The organism is Rothia sp. 32237D007AR, assembly GCF_053544675.1.
This window is the reverse complement of sequence record NZ_JBPPUO010000003.1, coordinates 18,583-38,123: the sequence shown is the minus strand read 5'-3', so window position 1 is coordinate 38,123 and position 19,541 is coordinate 18,583. Positions and strand designations below refer to the sequence as shown.

General features: G+C 57.3%; 19 protein-coding genes. 6 read left to right on the top strand and 13 right to left on the bottom strand.

The features are described from left to right. Positions 1-23: 23 nt before the first annotated feature. Entirely contained in the window at positions 24-968 is a 945-nt protein-coding gene (locus ACED87_RS02955; RefSeq protein ID WP_449083474.1) for a sugar-binding transcriptional regulator, read from the bottom strand. A gap of 109 nt (positions 969-1,077) precedes the next feature. Between ACED87_RS02955 and ACED87_RS02950 the strand changes: the two genes are divergently transcribed. From ACED87_RS02950 to ACED87_RS02935, 4 genes are all read left to right on the top strand, one after another. Further along, positions 1,078-2,841 carry an FAD-dependent oxidoreductase gene (locus ACED87_RS02950; protein WP_449083472.1) on the top strand — a complete coding sequence of 588 codons (1,764 nt, stop codon included), beginning with the start codon at positions 1,078-1,080 and terminating at the stop codon, positions 2,839-2,841. 92 nt (positions 2,842-2,933) lie between these two features. Further along, positions 2,934-3,731 (top strand): MIP/aquaporin family protein, encoded by a 798-nt coding sequence (locus tag ACED87_RS02945; RefSeq protein ID WP_449083471.1) that lies wholly within the window; start codon positions 2,934-2,936, stop codon positions 3,729-3,731. Between the two features lie 89 nt (positions 3,732-3,820). Beyond that, entirely contained in the window at positions 3,821-5,374 is a 1,554-nt protein-coding gene (glpK, locus tag ACED87_RS02940; protein ID WP_449083469.1) for a glycerol kinase GlpK, read from the top strand. A 2-nt stretch (positions 5,375-5,376) separates the two neighbouring features. Further along, positions 5,377-5,889: a methylated-DNA--[protein]-cysteine S-methyltransferase gene (locus ACED87_RS02935; protein ID WP_449083467.1), complete on the top strand. Its 513-nt coding sequence runs from the start codon at positions 5,377-5,379 to the stop codon at positions 5,887-5,889. A gap of 8 nt (positions 5,890-5,897) precedes the next feature. Here the strand turns inward: ACED87_RS02935 and ACED87_RS02930 are convergent, their stop codons facing one another. From ACED87_RS02930 to ACED87_RS02880, 11 genes are all read right to left on the bottom strand, one after another. Continuing rightward, a complete protein-coding gene (locus ACED87_RS02930) occupies positions 5,898-6,656 on the bottom strand; it encodes a heme ABC transporter ATP-binding protein (protein ID WP_449083465.1) in 759 nt (252 codons plus the stop codon). Further along, the gene (locus tag ACED87_RS02925; RefSeq protein WP_449083464.1) at positions 6,653-7,660 is read right to left on the bottom strand and encodes an ABC transporter substrate-binding protein; all 1,008 of its coding nucleotides are present in this window, start codon (positions 7,658-7,660) and stop codon (positions 6,653-6,655) included. The genes ACED87_RS02930 and ACED87_RS02925 overlap by 4 nt, the downstream gene beginning before the upstream one ends. Before the next feature lie 46 nt (positions 7,661-7,706). Beyond that, the gene (locus ACED87_RS02920) at positions 7,707-8,834 is read right to left on the bottom strand and encodes a FecCD family ABC transporter permease (protein WP_449083463.1); all 1,128 of its coding nucleotides are present in this window, start codon (positions 8,832-8,834) and stop codon (positions 7,707-7,709) included. Further along, positions 8,835-9,749, bottom strand: a complete 915-nt coding sequence (locus ACED87_RS02915; RefSeq protein ID WP_449083462.1) for an urea transporter — start codon at positions 9,747-9,749, stop codon at positions 8,835-8,837. 12 nt (positions 9,750-9,761) lie between these two features. Next, positions 9,762-10,682, bottom strand: a complete 921-nt coding sequence (locus ACED87_RS02910; protein ID WP_449089598.1) for an urease accessory protein UreD — start codon at positions 10,680-10,682, stop codon at positions 9,762-9,764. Between the two features lie 34 nt (positions 10,683-10,716). Beyond that, positions 10,717-11,334, bottom strand: a complete 618-nt coding sequence (gene ureG / locus ACED87_RS02905; protein WP_449083458.1) for an urease accessory protein UreG — start codon at positions 11,332-11,334, stop codon at positions 10,717-10,719. Positions 11,335-11,367: 33 nt separating this feature from the next. Further along, entirely contained in the window at positions 11,368-12,033 is a 666-nt protein-coding gene (locus ACED87_RS02900) for an urease accessory protein UreF (protein WP_449083561.1), read from the bottom strand. A 24-nt stretch (positions 12,034-12,057) separates the two neighbouring features. Continuing rightward, positions 12,058-12,549 (bottom strand): urease accessory protein UreE, encoded by a 492-nt coding sequence (gene ureE / locus ACED87_RS02895; RefSeq protein WP_449083456.1) that lies wholly within the window; start codon positions 12,547-12,549, stop codon positions 12,058-12,060. Positions 12,550-12,576: 27 nt separating this feature from the next. Continuing rightward, positions 12,577-14,292: an urease subunit alpha gene (gene ureC, locus ACED87_RS02890; RefSeq protein WP_449083455.1), complete on the bottom strand. Its 1,716-nt coding sequence runs from the start codon at positions 14,290-14,292 to the stop codon at positions 12,577-12,579. An 84-nt stretch (positions 14,293-14,376) separates the two neighbouring features. Then, entirely contained in the window at positions 14,377-14,751 is a 375-nt protein-coding gene (locus ACED87_RS02885; protein WP_449083454.1) for an urease subunit beta, read from the bottom strand. Positions 14,752-14,765: 14 nt separating this feature from the next. Next, the gene (locus ACED87_RS02880) at positions 14,766-15,068 is read right to left on the bottom strand and encodes an urease subunit gamma (protein WP_449089597.1); all 303 of its coding nucleotides are present in this window, start codon (positions 15,066-15,068) and stop codon (positions 14,766-14,768) included. A 166-nt stretch (positions 15,069-15,234) separates the two neighbouring features. On the opposite strand from ACED87_RS02880, the gene ACED87_RS02875 reads away from it, so the two are divergent. Continuing rightward, on the top strand, positions 15,235-16,449 hold the full coding sequence (locus ACED87_RS02875; RefSeq protein WP_449089596.1) for an Mbeg1-like protein: 1,215 nt from the start codon (positions 15,235-15,237) through the stop codon (positions 16,447-16,449). A 129-nt stretch (positions 16,450-16,578) separates the two neighbouring features. Then, positions 16,579-17,502, top strand: a complete 924-nt coding sequence (locus ACED87_RS02870) for a hypothetical protein (protein ID WP_449083450.1) — start codon at positions 16,579-16,581, stop codon at positions 17,500-17,502. A gap of 105 nt (positions 17,503-17,607) precedes the next feature. Here ACED87_RS02870 and ACED87_RS02865 read toward each other — a convergent pair whose 3' ends face one another. Continuing rightward, entirely contained in the window at positions 17,608-19,263 is a 1,656-nt protein-coding gene (locus tag ACED87_RS02865) for an L-lactate permease (protein ID WP_449083449.1), read from the bottom strand. Positions 19,264-19,541: the final 278 nt, after the last annotated feature.

The window sequence follows — 19,541 nt, the reverse complement described above, 5'->3', positions numbered from 1 at the left end:
ATGCATACTAGTATAAAAGGCCCCTACAAAAGCCTCTCCGCCAGGTCCGCATCCACCACCAGGTCGGTGATTGCGCCGGTGACTAGGGCGGCGCGCAGGGCAACAGCGCGGTGGCGGCCAGCAGCCGCGCACACGCGTCGTCCTATCTTCACCAGCTCCGCAGGGGTGGGACCCGTCGCCCGCTGGTTCACCGCCAAATCAGCCCAGGTACCATCCTCCCGTAGCAGCACCGTGCACATATCCCCCACAATACCCTGCCCCTGTAGTTCCCGCATCTGCTCCGCATTGAAATAGTCTCCGCTATAAACGTGCGACTTGAGCTCACCACCAAAAGCACCCACACCAAACAGGGCAATATCGGCGCTACGCTGCACTGCCAGCACACCGCGAATCGACCGCTCCCGCCACATGGCCGCCTTGGTGTCGGCAAAATCAAAGAAGGCAGGTACCGGGAAATGCACCATCTGCGCCCTGTAAGCAGAAGACACCTGCCCCAGAATCGCACCCGAGTAGGGAATCCCCGTCTGCACAGCGTTGCCTGCCCCGTTGAGCTGAACCACCGTCACCTCGGTCAGCGGGCGCTTGGGCAGGAACTGGGCCACTTCGGTTACGGTTGAGCCCCAGGCAACACCAAGTGTCGTACCGGGCACCATGAGGGAGTCCACAAGGTTTGCTGTGGCTATTGCCACCCTCCTCATACGAGCTTGTTCTGTAGCGTGTTCGGGGGCGCGCACCACCGTCACCCGCACCCGGTAGAGGTCAGACAGGCGCTTTTCGAGCGGGTCAGAATTATAGGCCTTTTCATTGAGATGAATCGCCACAACCCCGGTTTCACGTGCAGTTTTGAGCAGGCGAGAGACGGTGGGGCGGGAGACCCCCAAGCGTGCAGCGATAGTTGACATCGTCAAATGCTCCCCGTAATAAAGCTGGGCAGCCTCAACAACCTGATTCTGACTTCTGTTCATCATAGTGCGATTCTAACTGAACATTTGTTCACAGAGCTGGCAGTTATTTGTTCGCACGGTTGAAATAGTTAGCAAGACATTAGCCAGGCAACCCGTCGCAAGGAAGATCCCCATGACTGCCACCTTCACCACCCAGTCCCACCTCTCAGCAGAAACCCGCGCCCAGGCACTGACCACCATGACCGATGAAGCCGGTGTAGACGTCCTCGTTATTGGTGGCGGTGTCACCGGGGCAGGCATAGCCCTGGACGCAGCCACCCGCGGCCTGCGCACCGCCATTGTCGAGGCAGGCGACTGGGCAGCGGGCACCAGCGCCTGGTCCTCCAAGCTCGTGCACGGTGGCCTACGCTACCTCTACAACCTAGACTTCAAACTAGTTGCCGAAGCCCTCAAAGAACGCGGCCTGCTCCTTGAACACACCGCCCCGCACCTCGTCAAAGCCCAGCCCTTCCTCTGGCCCCTCAAAACACCCCTCATTGAGCGCGCCTACTCCGCTGTGGGCATCGGCATGTACGACACCATGGCCTTCGCCGGGGCCGGTGGCCACCGCACCGTACCCGCCCAGCGTCACTTCACCAAAGAAGGCACCAAAAAAGTCTTCCCCGGCATCAAAGATTCCGCCTTCACCGGCGCCATCCAGTTCTACGATGCTCGCGTGGATGACGCCCGCCTAGTCATCGACCTGGTCCGCACCGCCGCAGGCTACGGCGCCCTAGCAGCCTCCCGCACCCAAGTCACCGCTATCAACAAGGACGCCGCCGGGCGAGTTATCGGCGCCCAGATTGTTGACCTAGAAACCGGCGACGAAAAGACCGTCAAGGCCGCGCGCATCATCAACGCAACCGGCGTGTGGACCGAAGAATCAGAGTCCATGGCCACTAAGGACCAGGGCCTGAAGGTGCTGGCTTCCAAGGGTGTGCACATCACCGTGCCCCGCGACCGTATCAAGGCCACCAGCGGTATCTTCACCAAGACCGAGAAGTCGGTTCTCTTCATTATTCCTTGGCAGCGGTACTGGATTATTGGCACCACTGACACCCCCTACACCGAGGACCGTGAGCGCCCCGTCGCCACCAAGGCAGATATTCGCTATGTGCTCGACCAGGCTAATAAGCTGATTGCCGATGAGCTGACCGAGGCCGATATTATCAGCTCCTACGCTGGCTTGCGCCCCCTGCTGCAGCCGGTAGTGAAGAAGGGTGAGAATGCTGCATCTACTAAGGTCTCGCGTGAGCATACTGTCATGGAGATTGCCCCCGGCATGAGCGCTATCGCCGGTGGTAAGCTCACCACCTACCGCGTGATGGCCGAGGACGCCGTGGACTTCGCCCTGGGCGACCGCGCCAAGGATCTGCCCTCTGTTACCGAGAACATCAAGCTGGTCGGTGCTGAGGGGTATGAGGTGTTGGCAGCCCGTGCCGGCGCGCTGGCTGCTGAGAAGGGCTGGGATGAGGACGGTGTGGAGCACCTGCTAGAACGCTACGGCGCTGAGCTGGCTGATGTGCTCACCCTCATCGAGGAAGACCCGTCCCTGGGTGCTCCGCTGGCGCAGGCATCCCAGTTTTTGCGGGCCGATGTGGCTATGGCGGTGCGGGCTGAAGGGGCTCTGCACCTTGAAGATGTGCTGGTGCGCCGCGTCCGCCTAGATCTTGAGGCTACTGATCGTGGCCTGGCAGCCGCCGATGAGGTTCTTGAGATCATGGCCGCTGAACTTGGCTGGGGCCAGGCCACCGTGACCCGTGAAAAGGACATGTACGCTGCGCGGGTTAAAGCTATCGCTGCGGCTGAAACTCGCACTGAGGACGCGGACGCCGCCGCTGAAGTTCTTGGGGCGCCTCAGGTGGCGCCCCGCCGCCCGGTGCGTGCGCTCCAGTAAAGGGCCCTGGCCTGGGGTAAAGAATTGAATACTACTAGCTGCCAGGTGCCTACCGCAGGCGCCTGGCTTTCACAGAAAATATGAGGTCGACGATGAGCTCACTACTGGCCGCTGGCGCTGAAGCCAGCTTCCAGGCAAGCGCCCTAGTTACCGCAGAGGGCACCGCAACCGTCCTGGGTGCTTTCGTGTCTGAAGTTATTGGAACCGGAATCCTGATCCTGTTAGGTGCTGGGGTCTGCGCTGCAGTTACCCTGCCCAAGTCAGCTGCTAAGAACACTGACTGGCTCACTATCGCCTTTGGGTGGGGCCTGGCAGTTTTTGCTGCCGTCTACATGTCTGCCCCATCCGGTGCCCACCTCAACCCCGCTGTCACCTTGGGACTGCTCCTTTCTGGTGGTGACTTCGCCCCTGGTATCTCCCCCACCACCGGCCACTTCTTCATATATGTGGCAGCCCAGATGGTAGGTGCCTTCCTGGGTGCCTGGGGTGCCTTCTTGGTCTATAAGAAGCACTTTGATCAGGCAGAGCCGGGCACCACCAAGGGTATCTTCTCCACCGGCCCAGCCATTCGCTCCTACGGGTGGAACACCCTCACCGAAGCCTTCGGCACCTTCGTGCTCGTTGGCTTCGTCCTGGCCTCTGGCAGCACCCCCTCAGGGCTAGGACCCCTAGCTGTAGCCTTCATCGTTGTTGCTATCGGCCTATCCTTGGGCACCCCCACCGGTTACGCTATCAACCCTGCCCGCGACCTAGCACCCCGCCTAGCCCACGCCCTCATGCCCATCAAAGGCAAGGGCTCATCTGACTGGGCTTATGCCTGGGTGCCAGTCATTGGGCCCCTCATCGGCGCAGCGGCAGCCGCGCTCCTTGTACCGGCCCTCCTGGGATAAGCCGGTCGCCGGCGTCCGCACCATATACTAAAAACAAGTAAGCCTCACCACCGCGCCAAAGGCGGCGCACCCACGAAAAGAGGAAAACCATGTCACAGCTCCCCGAACGTAAGAAGTACGTCCTGTCCATCGACCAGGGCACCACCAGCTCCCGCGCCATTCTCTTCACCAAAGACGGTCACCTCAAAAGCGTGGGCCAGCACGAACACGAACAAATCTTCCCCAAAGCTGGCTGGGTCGAACACGACCCCATGGAAATCTGGGAGAACGTGCGAAAATCAGTCGGTGAAGCCCTTACCAAGGCCGAAGTAAACCACCACGAAATCGCCGCTGTAGGCATCACCAACCAGCGTGAAACCACCGTCGTCTGGGACAAAAACACCGGCAAACCCATCTACAACGCCATCGTCTGGCAAGATACCCGCACCCAAAAAATCTGCGACGAACTCGGCGGCGACGAAGGCCCCGGCAAGTACCGGGATATTGTGGGCCTGAACCTAGCCACCTACTTCTCAGGGCCCAAAATCAAGTGGATCCTCGACAACGTTGAAGGAGCCCGCGACAAAGCAGAAGCAGGCGACCTACTCTTTGGTACCACCGATACCTGGCTGCTGTGGAACCTCACCGGCGGCGTTGAAGACGGGGTGCACATCACCGACGTCACCAACGCCTCCCGCACCCTGCTCATGAACATCAAAACTCTAGAATGGGACGAAAACATCGCAGCCGATATGGGTATCCCCATGAGCATGCTGCCCGAGATTAAGTCATCTTCCGAAGTCTACGGGCACGGCCGCCCCAAGGGTCTGCTGCACGGAACCCCCATCTCAGGTATCCTCGGTGACCAGCAGGCAGCCACCTTCGGCCAGGCTTGCTTCGAAAAAGGTATGGCCAAGAACACCTACGGCACCGGTAACTTTATGCTCATGAACACCGGCAACGAACCCGTCATCTCAGAAAACGGTCTGCTCACCACCGTTGCCTACAAGCTCGGCGAGAAGGCCCCCGTCTACGCCCTGGAAGGCTCCGTCGCCGTCTCAGGCTCCCTCATCCAGTGGCTGCGCGACAACCTCAGAATGATTGATGATGCCAGCGAATCAGAAGAACTAGCCACCAGCGTCGAAAACTCCGGTGGAGCCTACGTGGTACCTGCTTTCTCCGGGCTCTTCGCACCCCACTGGAAATCAGATGCCCGCGGCGTCATTGTAGGCCTCACCCGCTACGTCAACCGGGCCCACATCGTCCGCGCAGCCCTTGAAGCTACCGCCTTCCAAACCCGCGAAGTACTCGACGCTATGAACGCTGACGCCGAAGCCGCTGGCACTAATGTAGAACTTGAAGAGCTACGCGTTGATGGTGGTATGACCGCTAACGAGTTCCTCATGCAGTTCCAGGCAGACCTGCTAGGGGTGCCCGTCATCCGCCCCAAGGTCATCGAAACCACCGCCCTAGGTGCCGCCTACGCAGCCGGTATCGCCGTTGGCTTCTGGGAAGGTGAACAGGACGTTATCGACAACTGGTCCGAAGACAAACGCTGGGAACCCCAGATGGAAAAGGACGAAGTCGAACGCCAGTACCGCCTGTGGAAGAAAGCTGTCTCAAAGACCCTGGACTGGGTCGATGAGGACGTCGAACAAGACTAAGTATGACGAGCCACCACGCCCACACCCTCACCCCGCTCGGGGAAATGATTCTGGCCTCTAATGGGCAGGTGCTCACCGGCGCCTGGTTCACCGGCCAGGCTCATTTCCCCACCAGCGATGCCCTGGGGCGCCGCATCGAAATCAGCGATTGCGATGTGCTCACCGACGCCCAAGCCCAGCTCCTGGAATATTTTGCTGGCCAGCGCACCGTCTTTGAGCTGCCTATCGCCCCTGAAGGCACAGATTTTCAGTTAGCTGTCTGGGCGGCCCTGCAAGATATCCCCTACGGTTACACCACCACCTACGGGGCTATCTCTAAGATTGTGGGCCCAGGCGCACCAGCCCAGGCAGTAGGGCAGGCGGTAGGGCGCAACAAGGTCTCCATATTCATTCCCTGCCACCGGGTTCTAGCCGCTGACGGTAAACTCACCGGCTACGCTGGAGGGTTAGAACGCAAAGAATACCTACTGGCCCTCGAAGAACCTAGCGCCGAGGCTGAAGGGCGGCTCTTCTAAAAGAGTTCTTACGGCTTAAGTTCGAAGAAGAGCTGACGGGTGCCGCGCACGTCTGTGGGGTGCACACGTACACCATAGACCGGCTCTAATACTTCAGGAACCAGTACATCTTGTGGTTGCCCTTGGCTAACGATGTGCCCCTGGTGGAGTATAGCAATACGGTCACAGTATTGGGCAGCTAGGTTTAAGTCGTGCAAGACCACGATAACCTGTCGCTGGCTGGCCCGAATCAGTTGCATCAGCTCGTGCTGATGGCGGACATCAAGGTGATTCGTCGGCTCATCTAATAAGAGGTAGTTAGTTTTCTGGGCAAGAGCTCGCGCTACCAGTACCCGTTGCTTTTCTCCACCTGATAGCTGAGAAAAGGACCGATGGGCCAGTTTGAGAGCATCTACCTGTTCTAGGGCTAGGGCTACTTCCTGTTCGTCCTCTGCCCCAGCATGTTGAAAAATCCCTAGATGGGGTGTGCGCCCCAGCATCACCATCTCAGCGACGCTCAGGCCGGGCTCTGCGTCCCGCTCTTGAACGACAACCGCGATCCGCTGGGAGCGGGCTTTGGCGCTGAGGTGGTTGAGGGGTTCACCGTCGATGGTGATGGTTCCGCTGTTGGGGCTCATGATGCCGCTGAGCAGACGAATCAGGGTAGATTTTCCGCTCCCGTTAGGCCCCACCAGACCGGTTATTTGGCCTGGGGCTGTGGAGAAGGAAACATCGGCGATGACCTGGTGTGTGCCGTAGGAGTAGCTCAGGTTTTGGGCTGAGATCATGAATAGAACCGATCGACAATGTTCTCAAGGCCGGTAACAGACAGGGGCGTGGCTGGCTCAGTGAAGTTCATCAGGTGAACCATAATATTGTCATCTTTCACCGCGGTGATGGATGATGCACCGGGCATGGAACGTAGGGCATCTTCGACAGGCTGGGCTTGGCCGTCAGTGTGCAGCAGAATCAGCACATCGGGGTTGCGGGCGATGAGCTCTTCGGGGGTCACTTCAAAGACGCGCTGGTCGGTGTCTGCAAAAACGTTGATAAACCCTGCTGCTGTAAGTTGGGGGTCTGCCATGGAGCGGGTGCCGTAGGCATAGATAGTGCCGCCACCAACGGTTGGGTAGAGTACTGCGGCGGTGCGGCCTTGGCGCCCTGATTGTTCGACGGTCTCTTCAGCAGCTTTAACTCGCTGGGCAAGTTCGCTGTTGATTTGTTCTGCCTTATCTTCAACACCAAAAATTTTCCCGTACATGCTCACCTGGTCATAGACGCTCTGGTAGCTTTGAGATTCCGGTGCCCCGGTGCGGCACATGGCAGGTTCCTGGATAACGGGGATGTTCATCTCAACAAGGGATTCAGGGGTGATGTTTTCAACTTCTCCCAGGAAGACGCTATCGGGCTGGTCAGAGAGAATCTTATCGATGGAGATTTGCACGTGACCGGTGGGGTCCAGGTCTTGGGTGTAGTTAGGGATCTCAGCAATCTGGGAGCGCACCTGGGGGCTGTAGTACTCATCCGGGTAGGCTCCTGCACGGGCAACAACCCGATCGAGAACACCTAGCTGGGCTAGAGCTGTTGCTGAGGCAGGTTCAAGAAGGGCAACACGCTCAAGTTTGTGGTCGATGGTAATGGAGGTTGAGCAGTTTTCTATGGTGAGGGGGAAACCTGGCTCGCTGCTGGCATTCTGTGTGCTGGTAGAGCTGGTGCTAGCGCAGGAGCACAGGATCAGGGCGGACGCTAGAGTCAGGCAGGCGGTACGCAGGCGGGGTGTGGGAAGGCTCATGGGGGATCTCCGTTTCTTGAATAGGCTGTATTACCTTGTGTAGTTTTTAGGCTCTTTGGGCTCTGATAAGCATGATGAGCAGGGGTGTACCCAGTAGGGCGGTAAGGATGCCGATGGGAAGTTCTTGCGGTGCGATGAGTGTACGCGAGAGGATGTCAGCTAGCGTCATGATCCCTGCGCCCATGACGGCTGCTACGGGCAGGGCTAGACGGTGGGTGGCACCGACGAGTTTGCGGGTGAGGTGGGGAACGATGAGGCCGATGAAGCCGATACTGCCTGAGGCTGCGACCGCTGTTCCTACTCCTAAGGAGACCACTAGCAGAAGGACGATACGGATTTTCTCTGGGGACAGGCCCATGGTGTGTGCTGACTCGTCGCCAACGGAGAGCACATCTAGATAGTGGCTCATCAGGTAGAAAATAAGGCCAGTGAGTACAGTGACCGCTACGACTACGGTCAGGCTAATCCCCCAGCTTGCCAGTGCGAGTGACCCTAGTAGCCAGAACATGACTGATCGGGTGCCTTCTGCGTTGCCGCTCATGACGATGAGGAAGCTGGTGAGGGCGGTGAGGGCGTAGCCTACTGCCACGCCGGAGAGGAGGAGGCGATGGGAGGTGAAGCGGCCGCCGGTGGTGGCCAGCAGGTAGACCATGGCTGAGGCGATGAGGGCGCCGAGGAAGGCCGTGATAGGTAGAGCTTGGGAGCCGAGGGCCCCTGCTCCTAGGCCGAAGAGGATGGCGAGGGCTGCCCCTGCTGAGGCCCCAGAGTTGATGCCGAGGAGGTGAGGTTCGGCCAGAGGGTTGCGCACCATGGCTTGGAGGACCATACCGCTTAGGGCCAGGAGGGTGCCTACTGCCAGGGCGAGGATGATGCGTGGGAGTCGGACCTGCCAGATGATGGCGTCTGTGGCTGGGCCTAGGTTCTCGGGTAGGGCTAGGCCCAGGGTGTGGTGGCCGATGACAGTGAGAGCTTGCCCTAGGTTGAGGGGTACTGAGCCTACTAGTAGGCCTAGGGTGGCAGCGGCCAGGGTGGCTATGGTGAGCGTTAGGAGCCAGAAGGACGCCACGCGGCGGCGGCCTTGTAGACCTAGCTGGTGGGTCTTGTCTGGGTTGGGCGGGATTGTAGCCGGTTCTTGGGGGTGTGAGAGTGAGCCGGTTGAGGCTATCAGCGACATTTAGGCAGTGGCTTCCTGCTGGGCTTCGGTGAGGTTTTTGTGTTGCTTGGCGGTGGTTGCTGCGCGGGCTGCTAGCACGATCCATAGTGAGAGCAGGAAGGGCCAGGTGTAGACCGGTAGAGGGGTTAAGGCTAGCAGTGGTTGGATGGCGGTGGTGAGAGCGACCCCGGCTGTTGCTCCGATGATTCGGGTGGTAAGTGATGCTTCTGGCCAGAAGATTGCGCCTACTGCGATGGAGACAAGGACTGCGCTGTAGCCGTAGAGTCCGGTAGAGCTTTCAAGGAGCCCGCCGTGGGTGAGCGTGGCGATGATGAGTGCTAGGGCAGCGCCGTAGAGGGCGAAGGCTCCTAGTTCTAGTGGGGCTATCACTAGGCCTAGGGCGATGAGGACGCCGGTGAAGGGCCCGTCAGCTAGAATCACTTCGGCGATGCTGTTTGCTATGCCGGTACCTGCCCCGGCGAGTCCTTCACCTGTGGTGAGAGGGCCTGTGACGCTGAGGCTGGCAACTGCTGTTATGAGAAGACCTGTTACGGTGCAAAAGGGTGCAGTTGATACGGGTAGTTTGGCCCAGTTCAGGGCGGGGCTGGCAAAGAGACGTTCAAAGAATACGCCAACGGGGGTGCAGGTAGCAGCCCCTACCAGGGTGAGGGTGATTCCCAGCGTCCAGTCTTGAAGTTGTACACCGGTAGCTGCTCCTACCAGGGCGCCGTTGAATCCGAAGAGGCCAGCCTGTACTTGGTCTTTGTGGCCGCTTGCAAGGCCGGTGGCCCCTTGTACTGCTGACCCTAGGAGCATGAGCGCAGCAGCTCTGAGGTCGAAGAGGGCCATGCCTGCAAGGACTAGGAGCCCTGTTGCCGCGTTCTGCGCAAAAAATATTTGAGAGATTCCTCGGAGCGCACTGAGAATATAAAACATAACCCTGTTTCCCTAGTATTTTCGTAAATCGAGTGGGCCTTGGCCACGCCACAGGGCCCTTATCTCATCAATAATGGAGTGTTGCAAAGACATAATTTCGCCGGTCGATTGAGCTAGGCTACGCACGATGAGGGCTTTGACTCCGTAGGTGTTGTCGCCACCTATTCGGCTGACCCCGCTACGGGTGGGAGATTCTTCAGCCACGGTGGCAATGCGCTCATAGAGGGCCTGGTCGATGCGGGCATCAGCGATGAGTAGCTGCCCGGTGTGAGAATAGCCTTCCATCAGACCGATCCCTTGAATGTCGGTGTAGTCTGAGGGGCGGAGTCGGAGCTGGTCTACGGCAAGGCGTTTGGGGCCTGCGGGCCCAGTAACCCGCACCTCGGTGCGCATCCATAGCTCTTCATAGCCGAAGCTGCTGCCATCTGGTGCCCAACCGGGGGTAATTATTTCGGTGAGCGCCAGACTGGCGGTAGGGTCCATGTCGATGGAAGAGGACTGACGGTAGGCTCCTTGGCGGTAGAGAATGAGCTGGTCTGGAACATATTCCAGTACTGCTCCCTCCCCTAGCTTGGCTGTAAGCTGCTGGTAGGCAGGGCCCTGTGGGGTCTTATAGATTTTGGTTGCAGACTGGGTGGTCAGCACTAAGGATGCTTGGTCCTGGATAGTAAGGTCTAGCAGGTAGCGGTCAGCACCGAAGTAAGCCCCACCTGGGTTAATGATGGTGTAATTAACCTGCCCGCTCTTATCGAGGTAGTGCGGGCGCAAAATGCGGAGAGCTCCCTCATGATACTGGGAGGCAGCGTAGGAGGTACCCTGCCGTTGGGCAATGTTCAGACGTAGCTGACCGGCCCAGTTCTCAGGTTGCGGTTTGGTCCCCTCTTTGCATTCGGGCTGGTGATGGCGCCCAGTATCATGTGTTGAGGTGGGCATACTCTCTTCTTTCTTCTTCACCGGCACCTTAAGGCTAGGAATCAGCTAAATCGAGCATGAGCACGTCCTTGCGGATCCAGTTCAGCACGTTTTCTAGGCCTTCATCGGTCACCAGGTTGGTAAAGGCAAAAGGCTTGTCTTTACGGAAGACCTGTGAATCTGCTTCCATCACCGTTAGGTCAGCACCAACGTAGGGGGCCAGATCGGTCTTATTGATGATGAAGAGGTCAGATTTAATCATGCCCTGGCCCGCTTTGCGGGGGATTTTCTCTCCCTGCGCTACGTCAATGATGTACATAGAAAAATCTACGAGTTCAGGTGAGAAAGTGGCGGAGAGGTTATCGCCACCTGATTCAACGAAAATCAGTTGCAAATCGTCAAATCGTTTCTTTAGTTCTTCGATGGCTGCCTCGTTCATGGAGGTGTCTTCACGGATAGCGGTGTGGGGGCAGCCGCCGGTTTCGATGCCGATAATGCGTGATTCGGGGAGCACTGAGTTACGGGCTAGAATTTTTGCATCTTCAATGGTGTAAATATCGTTGGTGATCGCAGCCATCGATACTTCATCGCTCATTGCGCGAGAGATACGCTCGATGAGCTGAGTTTTACCAGCGCCAACGGGGCCGCCGATTCCGATAATAATAGGGTCCATCGTTCTTTCTTCTTTCAATGTTTGACTCGGTGATTAGCTCATGAACATGCGGGCACGTTGCCGCTCGTGGTTCATCTGGGCAATTTCAAGCCCCGGAGCAATCGCGCCAAGATCATCAGGGCTTAGCTGGGCAGAAACAGAGGTAGCGTGTTTTACCCACCCCTGGGCTGCCCTGATAATCCGTTGGCCGGTATTCTGCCCCAGGGGTATTGCGCGCACTGCGTTCTGCGTCAATGAAATTACCGTGGCATAAAGGTGGGATGCTACGGCTTCATCCTCAGCTATTTTTAGCTCTCTAGCTAGCATTCCCCAGACGAGGGCGGGGTGGCTACTTGCTTGCCCGGTAGCTACTCGTTCGGAGTAGTCCTGGATGCCCGCGCTGGGGTAGCTCATCGAGGCTAAGGCCAGCAGACGCCGCCCCATGGTGGCAGTTCCCTCCCGCACCTGTTGCGGTAAGGTAGCTGCGGTCAGCAGCTCATCTAAATCTGCTAGTTCCTCACCGGAGGCGCAGGAATAAGCTAACCGGATAGCTAGTGCATCGGTGTAGCACAGTTGCTCTTTAATAAACATCTCAAGCCAGGCTGAGAAACTTGCTTCATCCACCAGAATTTCTCGGTGCATGTAGGTTTCAAAGCCCAGTGAGTGGCTAAAAGCGCCGGTCGGCACCGCAGAGTCGGTGAGCTGCATCATGGCAAACATGGGGTCGAGTTTCACAGCCAACCCCTAGTGCGTATGCTCAGTATGACGGAAAGGAACCGGCATAACCCGCTCCATCCGCTCAAAAGGAACCTCATGGTGCAGCAAGAAACTTTCCACAGTGTGGTCATACTGCACCACCATCACCTCAGCACCATATTCACTGGTTTCATCGAAGAACTGGGCCTGTAAGTGGCGGTTGCCTAAAGAATGAGCTACAAAACCCATCTGCAGGATGGTCGGCGGAGCTATCACCAGAACATCTGTCGGCAAGACTGCAACAACCACAGCGTTACCATGCTCACCGGTATCTTCTAGCAACAAGATATCGCCGTCCTGCAAATCCGGTGATTTGGCGGGCAGACGCAGACCCAGCTCACGATGATGGTCAGTAGTAAGACGCTGAATCCGTTTCACCAAATCAGCACTAGGCAAGGTGACTTTCTCAATATGCCGGCCAGCGAGAAGCTGCTGCCCTTGATCTGTCGAAGCGTTTCCGAGGATCTCGGTAATAATCATAGAGATTTTGTCCTTATCTACTGTGGTTTAGAAGAGGAAGTAACGCTGGGCCATGGGCAGCTCGTCTTGAGCCTGGCAGGTGATAGCTTCACCGTCGACCTTCACCTCGTAGGTCTCTGGGTCAACACTCAGTTCAGGGGTTTCACCGTTAAACTTCAAATCTGATTTTTGAAGAGTGCGAATACCGTGGACGGGGCGGATCACCTTCTGCAAGCCCAGCTTGCCGGGAACATCATTGCTAATGGCCACCTGAGACATGAAGGTAATAGAGCTGTCGTAGACGGCGCTGCCATAGGAGCCGAATGCCTTTCGGTACCAGCGCGGCTGGGGAGTTGGGATAGACGCATTGGCATCTCCCATCACGCCGTGAGCCATCTGCCCTCCCTTGATAATAAGGTCAGGCTTAACACCAAAGAACTTAGGTTCCCACAGCACCAGGTCAGCGAACTTACCGGGTTCGATGGAACCTACTACGTGAGAAATACCGTGGGCAAGAGCAGGGTTGATGGTGTACTTAGAGATATAGCGTTTGATACGGAAGTTATCACCGGTAATTGATTCATCTTCTGGGAGGGTGCCGCGCTGCTTTTTCATAGAGTCAGCAACCTGCCAGGTACGCAGGATTACTTCCCCCACACGCCCCATAGCTTGGGAGTCTGATGATGTCATGGAGAAAACGCCCATATCGTGCAGAACGTCTTCAGCTGCGATGGTTTCTTTACGGATTCGTGAATCAGCGAAGGCCACGTCCTCTGGGATGGAGGGGTTAAGGTGGTGGCAGACCATGAGCATATCAAGGTGCTCTTCAAGGGTGTTGCGGGTAAAGGGCAGGGTGGGGTTGGTTGATGCAGGTAGGACGTTGGGGTCACCGGCAAGTTCGATAATATCGGGGGCGTGCCCGCCACCTGCACCTTCAGTGTGGAAGGTGTGGATGACGCGTCCGGCAATTGCTGCGCGGGTATCTTCTACGAATCCTGCTTCGTTGAGGGTGTCGGTGTGGATTGCAACCTGCACATCATAGGCGTCTGCGACCTCAAGTGAGGTGTTGATGGATGAGGGGGTTGCGCCCCAGTCCTCGTGGATTTTGAGGCCAACTGCACCGGCCTGAATCTGTTCTGCGATGGGCGCTTGTGAGGAGCCGTGGCCCTTGCCCAGTAGGCCGAAGTTCATGGGGAACTCTTCAAAGCTCTTGAGCATATGGTGAATGTTGGCTTCACCTGGGGTGATGGTGGTGGCCTTGGTGGATTCGCTGGGGCCGGTGCCGCCACCAATCATGGTAGTGATACCTGAGACGAGGGCGGTTTCGATTTGGTCGGGGCTGATGAAGTGGATGTGGGTGTCGATACCACCGGCGGTAAGAATTTTTCCTTCACCGGCGATGACGTCGGTTGCAACGCCAATGACGATGTCTACACCGTCCATGGTGTCAGGGTTGCCTGCTTTACCAATTTTTTGGATATGGCCATCGCGCAGAGCAACATCTGCCTTATAGATACCGGTGTAGTCGATAATTACTACGTTAGTGATCACGGTATCGGGGACGTCTTGGTCACGTACCATCTGGCTATTTTGGCCCATGCCGTCACGGACGACCTTACCCCCGCCAAAGACTGCTTCTTCACCCGCTACGGTCAGATCTTTTTCGATAGTGGCTACTAGGTCTGTATCTGCTAGACGGATGGAGTCGCCGGTGGTGGGGCCGTAGAGGCTAGCGTAGCGTTCGCGGCTAAGTTCAAAACTCATGGAAAATCTTCCTCGTTCTACTGGGTGCTGTGTGAGGCGGCAGGCTACCTGGCGTGGGCCTCAGGCTGGGGTGAGAGGCTGCTATCAGCAGCTAGCTACTTCTTCTGTTTCTGCAGGTGTGCTGGTGGCGGTAAAGCTGGTGGCCGGGCGGGAGTCAAGGGGGCCGCTCACAAGGTCACGGAAGCCGAATACTGTCCGTTCACCGCCCAAAGGGATAAGGCGCACGGTGGTGGTATCGCCCGGTTCTAGACGGACAGCGGTACCAGCAGGGATATCAAGACGGTGCCCCAGTGCAGCATCGCGATCAAAGTCTAGGGCCTGGTTGGCCTCTGCAAAATGGTAATGGGAGCCAACCTGCACGGGGCGGTCGCCTGTATTGGTTACGTCAAGGGTGATAGCTTCACGGCCTGCGTTGCAGGTTACCGGTTCGTCAGCCAGGATGTATTCACCGGGAATCATGGGGTGCGCCTCTTCTATCGGATGGGGTTGTGGATGGTAACAAGCTTGGTGCCATCGGGGAAGGTCGCTTCGACCTGCACATCGTGAATCATTTCGGCAACTCCATCGAGGACGTCCTCACGGGTTAAGATGGTGCTACCCCAGCTCATCAGCTCTGCTACGCTACGGCCATCGCGGGCCCCTTCGAGCAGTTCGTAGGTGATAATGGCGATAGCTTCGGGGTAGTTGAGTTTGAGGCCGCGGGCCTGACGGCGGCGGGCGAGGTCGGCAGCGACAACGACCAGGAGTTTGTCGTGGTCCTTAGGTTGAAGGTGCATGGTTGCTCCGGTTCTCTAAATCGTATGAAGATCTTTTCAAGCTTAAGCCCGCAGCGAGAATAGTTTCACCAAAAATACCGGTTTTACATTCCCGTTACAGATTTGTTTACAGCTACGAAACATCTTTCTTATCCTGGAAGCAGTACCCCCAAGGAATGATGGACGAATGAACCTTCTGGCTTACGCCCAAAAGCACCTGCATGATACTCCCGCTGAGCGGGAACTGACCCATGTTGATGTGTGTCTGCTCAATGAGCTGGCTTATTTGCCGCTTGATGTTATTGCCGAGCATCACGGGGGTTTTGCTTATGGGGTGGGTGCAGCTCAGATTTATCAGGAATTTTCTAGTGATGGTACTTTGCGGGCGAACTGGTTTCTGGCGACTGCTCAGCGGTTGCAGCTGCTTAAGCTGGTTGCGGCTTCTGCCCGGTTTGCTGGGCTCAAGTTTTGCCGTTATGAGGCTAAGCAGGACGATGCTGAGCAGGTTCAGTTTGCGGCTCTGACCTTGGTGCTCCCTGGGGTGCTCAAGCAGGTTATTTTCCGTGGGACTGACGATACGCTCACCGGGTGGAAGGAGGACTTTCATCTAGCTGCCCGGCAGCGGATTCCTGCTCAGGCACTTGCCGCTGATTATCTTTCGGAGGCGCTGGCCTGTGATTCTAGGCTTCCGCTTTTCGTGACTGGTCATTCTAAGGGCGGGCACCTGGCGGTGTATGCGGCCAGTGTGCAGGGTGAGCAGGCTCAGGCCCGTATTGATGAGTTGGTTACTTTCGATTCGCCGGGTTTTGTGCCTGAGTTTCTGGGCCAGCCGGGCTACCAGGGTATCTGCGCTAAGACGGTGGACTATATACCGGTCGATAGTATTGTGGGGCGTCTGATGTTTAAGCGGGGAACCCCGCAGGTGGTTGCTAGTAGCTTCTTCGGGCTGATGCAGCATTCTATTTTTAATTGGCATACCGACGCCAGGGGGCATTTTGCGCTGGTGGAGCGCCCCACTCCTGCTAGCGACCGGGTTGAGCTGGTCAGCCGGGCGTGGTTAGATCGCCACTCCCCTGAAGAGGTGCAAGAGGTAGTTGATGTTTGTTTTAGTTTAGCCATGGATGAGGGGTACACCAGTCTGCTAGGTATTGGCCAGAATATTGTTCCTTTTATTCAGCGGATGCGTGCTAAAGCTCAGGAGCTTGACCCTGAAACCTACCGGATGGTGCAGGGTGCGCTCGACGATTTTTTGGTTCTATGGCGGCGTACTCGCAGCCAGCAGCGTCAGGCGGGTGGGGGCGTCCTTAAACTGGCCAGGCCCCTGGCTTTTCCTGCCGTGCAGGTAGGTGGCCGGGGCCTGGTGAGTTTCTTGTCTGCTGAGCGCAGCGGACGCCTGCCTTAGCTGACGGTGACGCACACCCCGGCCCAATGGATGAGGTTGGTCTGGCCGTTACCGGCAGGCAAATATCTTTCCTGGGAGTTTGTTTCAGGTAAGCTGAACAGCACACCACGCTATTCTTCAGGAGCAACCATGTCTTTCTCATTAGGGCGGGCAGCATCAGCTACATCATTGTGCGCAGTTCTTCTCTTCTCCGCCTGCGGCTGGCAGGGAAATGTTGCAGCACCCACCGCCCCACCAACCAACCTTTCTCAGGCGGCCTCTTCCTCAGCTAGCCCCTCCCCATCAGAAACTAGCAGCACACCCAGTGCCCTACCTACCGCAACCCCCAGCACCCAGGCGGTGGAGAGTTCACCTGTGGCACCGTCACCGCTAGCTACGACCGAGCAGCCCGCCCCCTCCCCCACTAGCGCCCCGACTACCATTCGGGTAACGGCCCCCGCCGTAGTAGCAGGCACTGACTGCGGGCCCAGTAATACCGGCCGAACCACCCTCGTCCTTGCAGAAGGCTCAGCCTCATGCGCCGAGGTGCAAGAGACATTTGCAGACTTCAACGCGCAGTTCGCTGGTTCCACTGAGAAAGTAAACATCAACGGCTACCTCTGCCACTCCTATATGCCTCTTGAAACCAGGTACATGGGCCGCACGGTTTCATGCGAAGGTAAGGGAAATAGGCTTGAAGCCATGACCGATTATCGCCTAGGCGGCATCCCTATCGCCACCCCTGAGCCCTACATGGTCACGTCCCTCACCGGCCATTTCTCTATCGTTGCCGAGGCCCACGGGGTGAGCTGTAGCTTTGGTGAAGGCAACCACCTCGCCTGCGTCAGACCCAGCGGAGGGAACACCAACCAGGTCATTACCCTGGATGCACATGGGAACCTGGTGCAGAACGTCAGCAAAGAAAATACTGTCAGCAACAGAGTAACTGACCTACCGGTTGGCTACTCCATCAATACCGAGAAGGCTTCCTGCCTCAACGATGGCACCTATCTGGTGTGCAGCAGCGGGGCAGCAGCCTTCAAGATGAACGCCTCTGAATTCATTGAGTTGTAGACAAATCAGCTCACACATGTAAAGGACGCCCGCCCCACCTTCTGCCGCATACGGCAGGGAGGTGGGGCGGGCGTCCTTGATATTTCCTGTAGGTAGCCCTCAGGTTTAGGCAGGTAGTAGCATTGAAAGTACGTAGACCCAAACGCAGAGGATAACCAGCAGGGCCAGGGAGTACCTGATGGCTGCGTTAGTAATCTTTGATTCCTGGCCAGACATGTCTACGGAGGCCGCCGCAATCGCAATGGACTGGGGTGAAACAACCTTAGCCATGACACCACCGGCGGTGTTAGCTGCAACCAGCAGACCGGAGTTGGCCCCAATCTGGCTTGCGGTGGTGGCCTGCAGGCCAGCAAAGAGGGTGTTGTTGTTGACTACGGAGCCGGTCACAAATACACCTATCCAGCCGATGATGGAGGAGAAGAGGGGGAAGATGGAGCCAACTGCTGCCAGGGCCAGGGCCAGGGCAGAAGACATGCCACCGAAGTTCATGACGTTAGCAACTGCCATGACCAGGCAGATCAGCAGAATCGGCCGCCAGAGCTGCTTCCAGGCGCCACCCAGTTCTTCAAAGGCCGCGCCCCAGGTGATGTTAGAGATAGCGATAGTAATCAGGGCTGCGATGAGGATTGCTGTACCTGAGGCAGCAAAGAGGGTCCAGTTCCAGGTAGCCTTCATAGCGGTATCTTCAGCCACGATGGGAGCAACCTGAATGATCTGGTTATGCAGAGCGGGCATCTGAAGGGGGATGGTGGTCCAGTTCAGGGCACCTGCTGCGCTGGTGTCAGTTCCGGGCTTGACCAAGGCCTTAATAAACGGCGTTGACCAGAGCAGAATCATGATGGACAGAATGATGAAGGGGCTCCAGGCCTTAACCACACCAGAGAAGGTGAAACCGCTGGGGGTCTTGCCCAGCTCTTCAACAGAAGGGGCACCGGGTTCACGGTAGATGTGAGCCGGCTGCCACTTCATCATGATACCTGCCAACAGGATTAGGCCCAGTAGGAAGGGGACGATGTCTACAAGCTCAGGGCCGAGGAAGAGGATGACCCCTGACTGAGCGGCGGAGACAACAAGACCCAGTCCCAAGGCAACCAGGCCGGTTTCTTTAAGGCCGCGTACACCATCGAGCATCATCACCAGCAGAAGGGGGATGAAGATGGTGATGGTCTGCAGGACCCATACCATCATGGAGTTCAGTTCTGCCTGAGGAACACCTGAGACGGTTGCACCGGTCAGGACGGGAATACCAATAGCACCGTAGGCACCTGAGGCGACGTTAGAGACCAGGGCCAGCAAACATGCCTTGACAGGTTCGAAGCCCAGGGCAACGAGCAGGGCTGCACAGATAGCGATGGGGATGCCGAAGCCTGCGGCACCTTCCAGGAAGCCACCGAAGCAGAAGGCGATCAGGAGCACCTGGATGCGCTGGTCGGCGGAGATAGCGGAGATAGAGCCACGGATCACCTCAAAATTACCGGCACGCACGGTGATGCGGTAGAGCCAGACGGCCATGAGCACAATCCAGCCAATGGGCCACATACCGGCAAGGAAGCCGTAACCGATAGCTGAGAGTGATGAGGCGAAAGGCATGCCAAAGAGGAGCACGGCGAGCGCTACCGCTGAGGCAAGTGAGACGAGGGCTGCGTGGAGGCCCTTCATTTTTAGGACGGTGAGCCCTAGGAGGAAGATGAGAATCGGCACTGATGCTACGAGGGCTGAGAGCGCCTGGTTATTCAGTGGGTCATAGACCTGCTGCCACATGAGTATGGGTTCCTTCACTGCGGAGGCGTGTTCCGCGATTGTTTGTGTACGCTTGTTTGCGCTTTCCACCTCCTAAAATATCACCATGTCACACATAAAACTCATGGAAACCAACCCCGTATAAAGGCCTCTGTAAAGGTGGCAGGTGGTGCCGGTGGCTCTTTTGGTTTCACAGCCTGTCTGCTGGGGCGGAATATGGGCATATCACCTAGTCATACCTGTGCATACCCCTTTAACCTGCATACTCTATACCGGTTAGAAACAGATGCACCCTAACC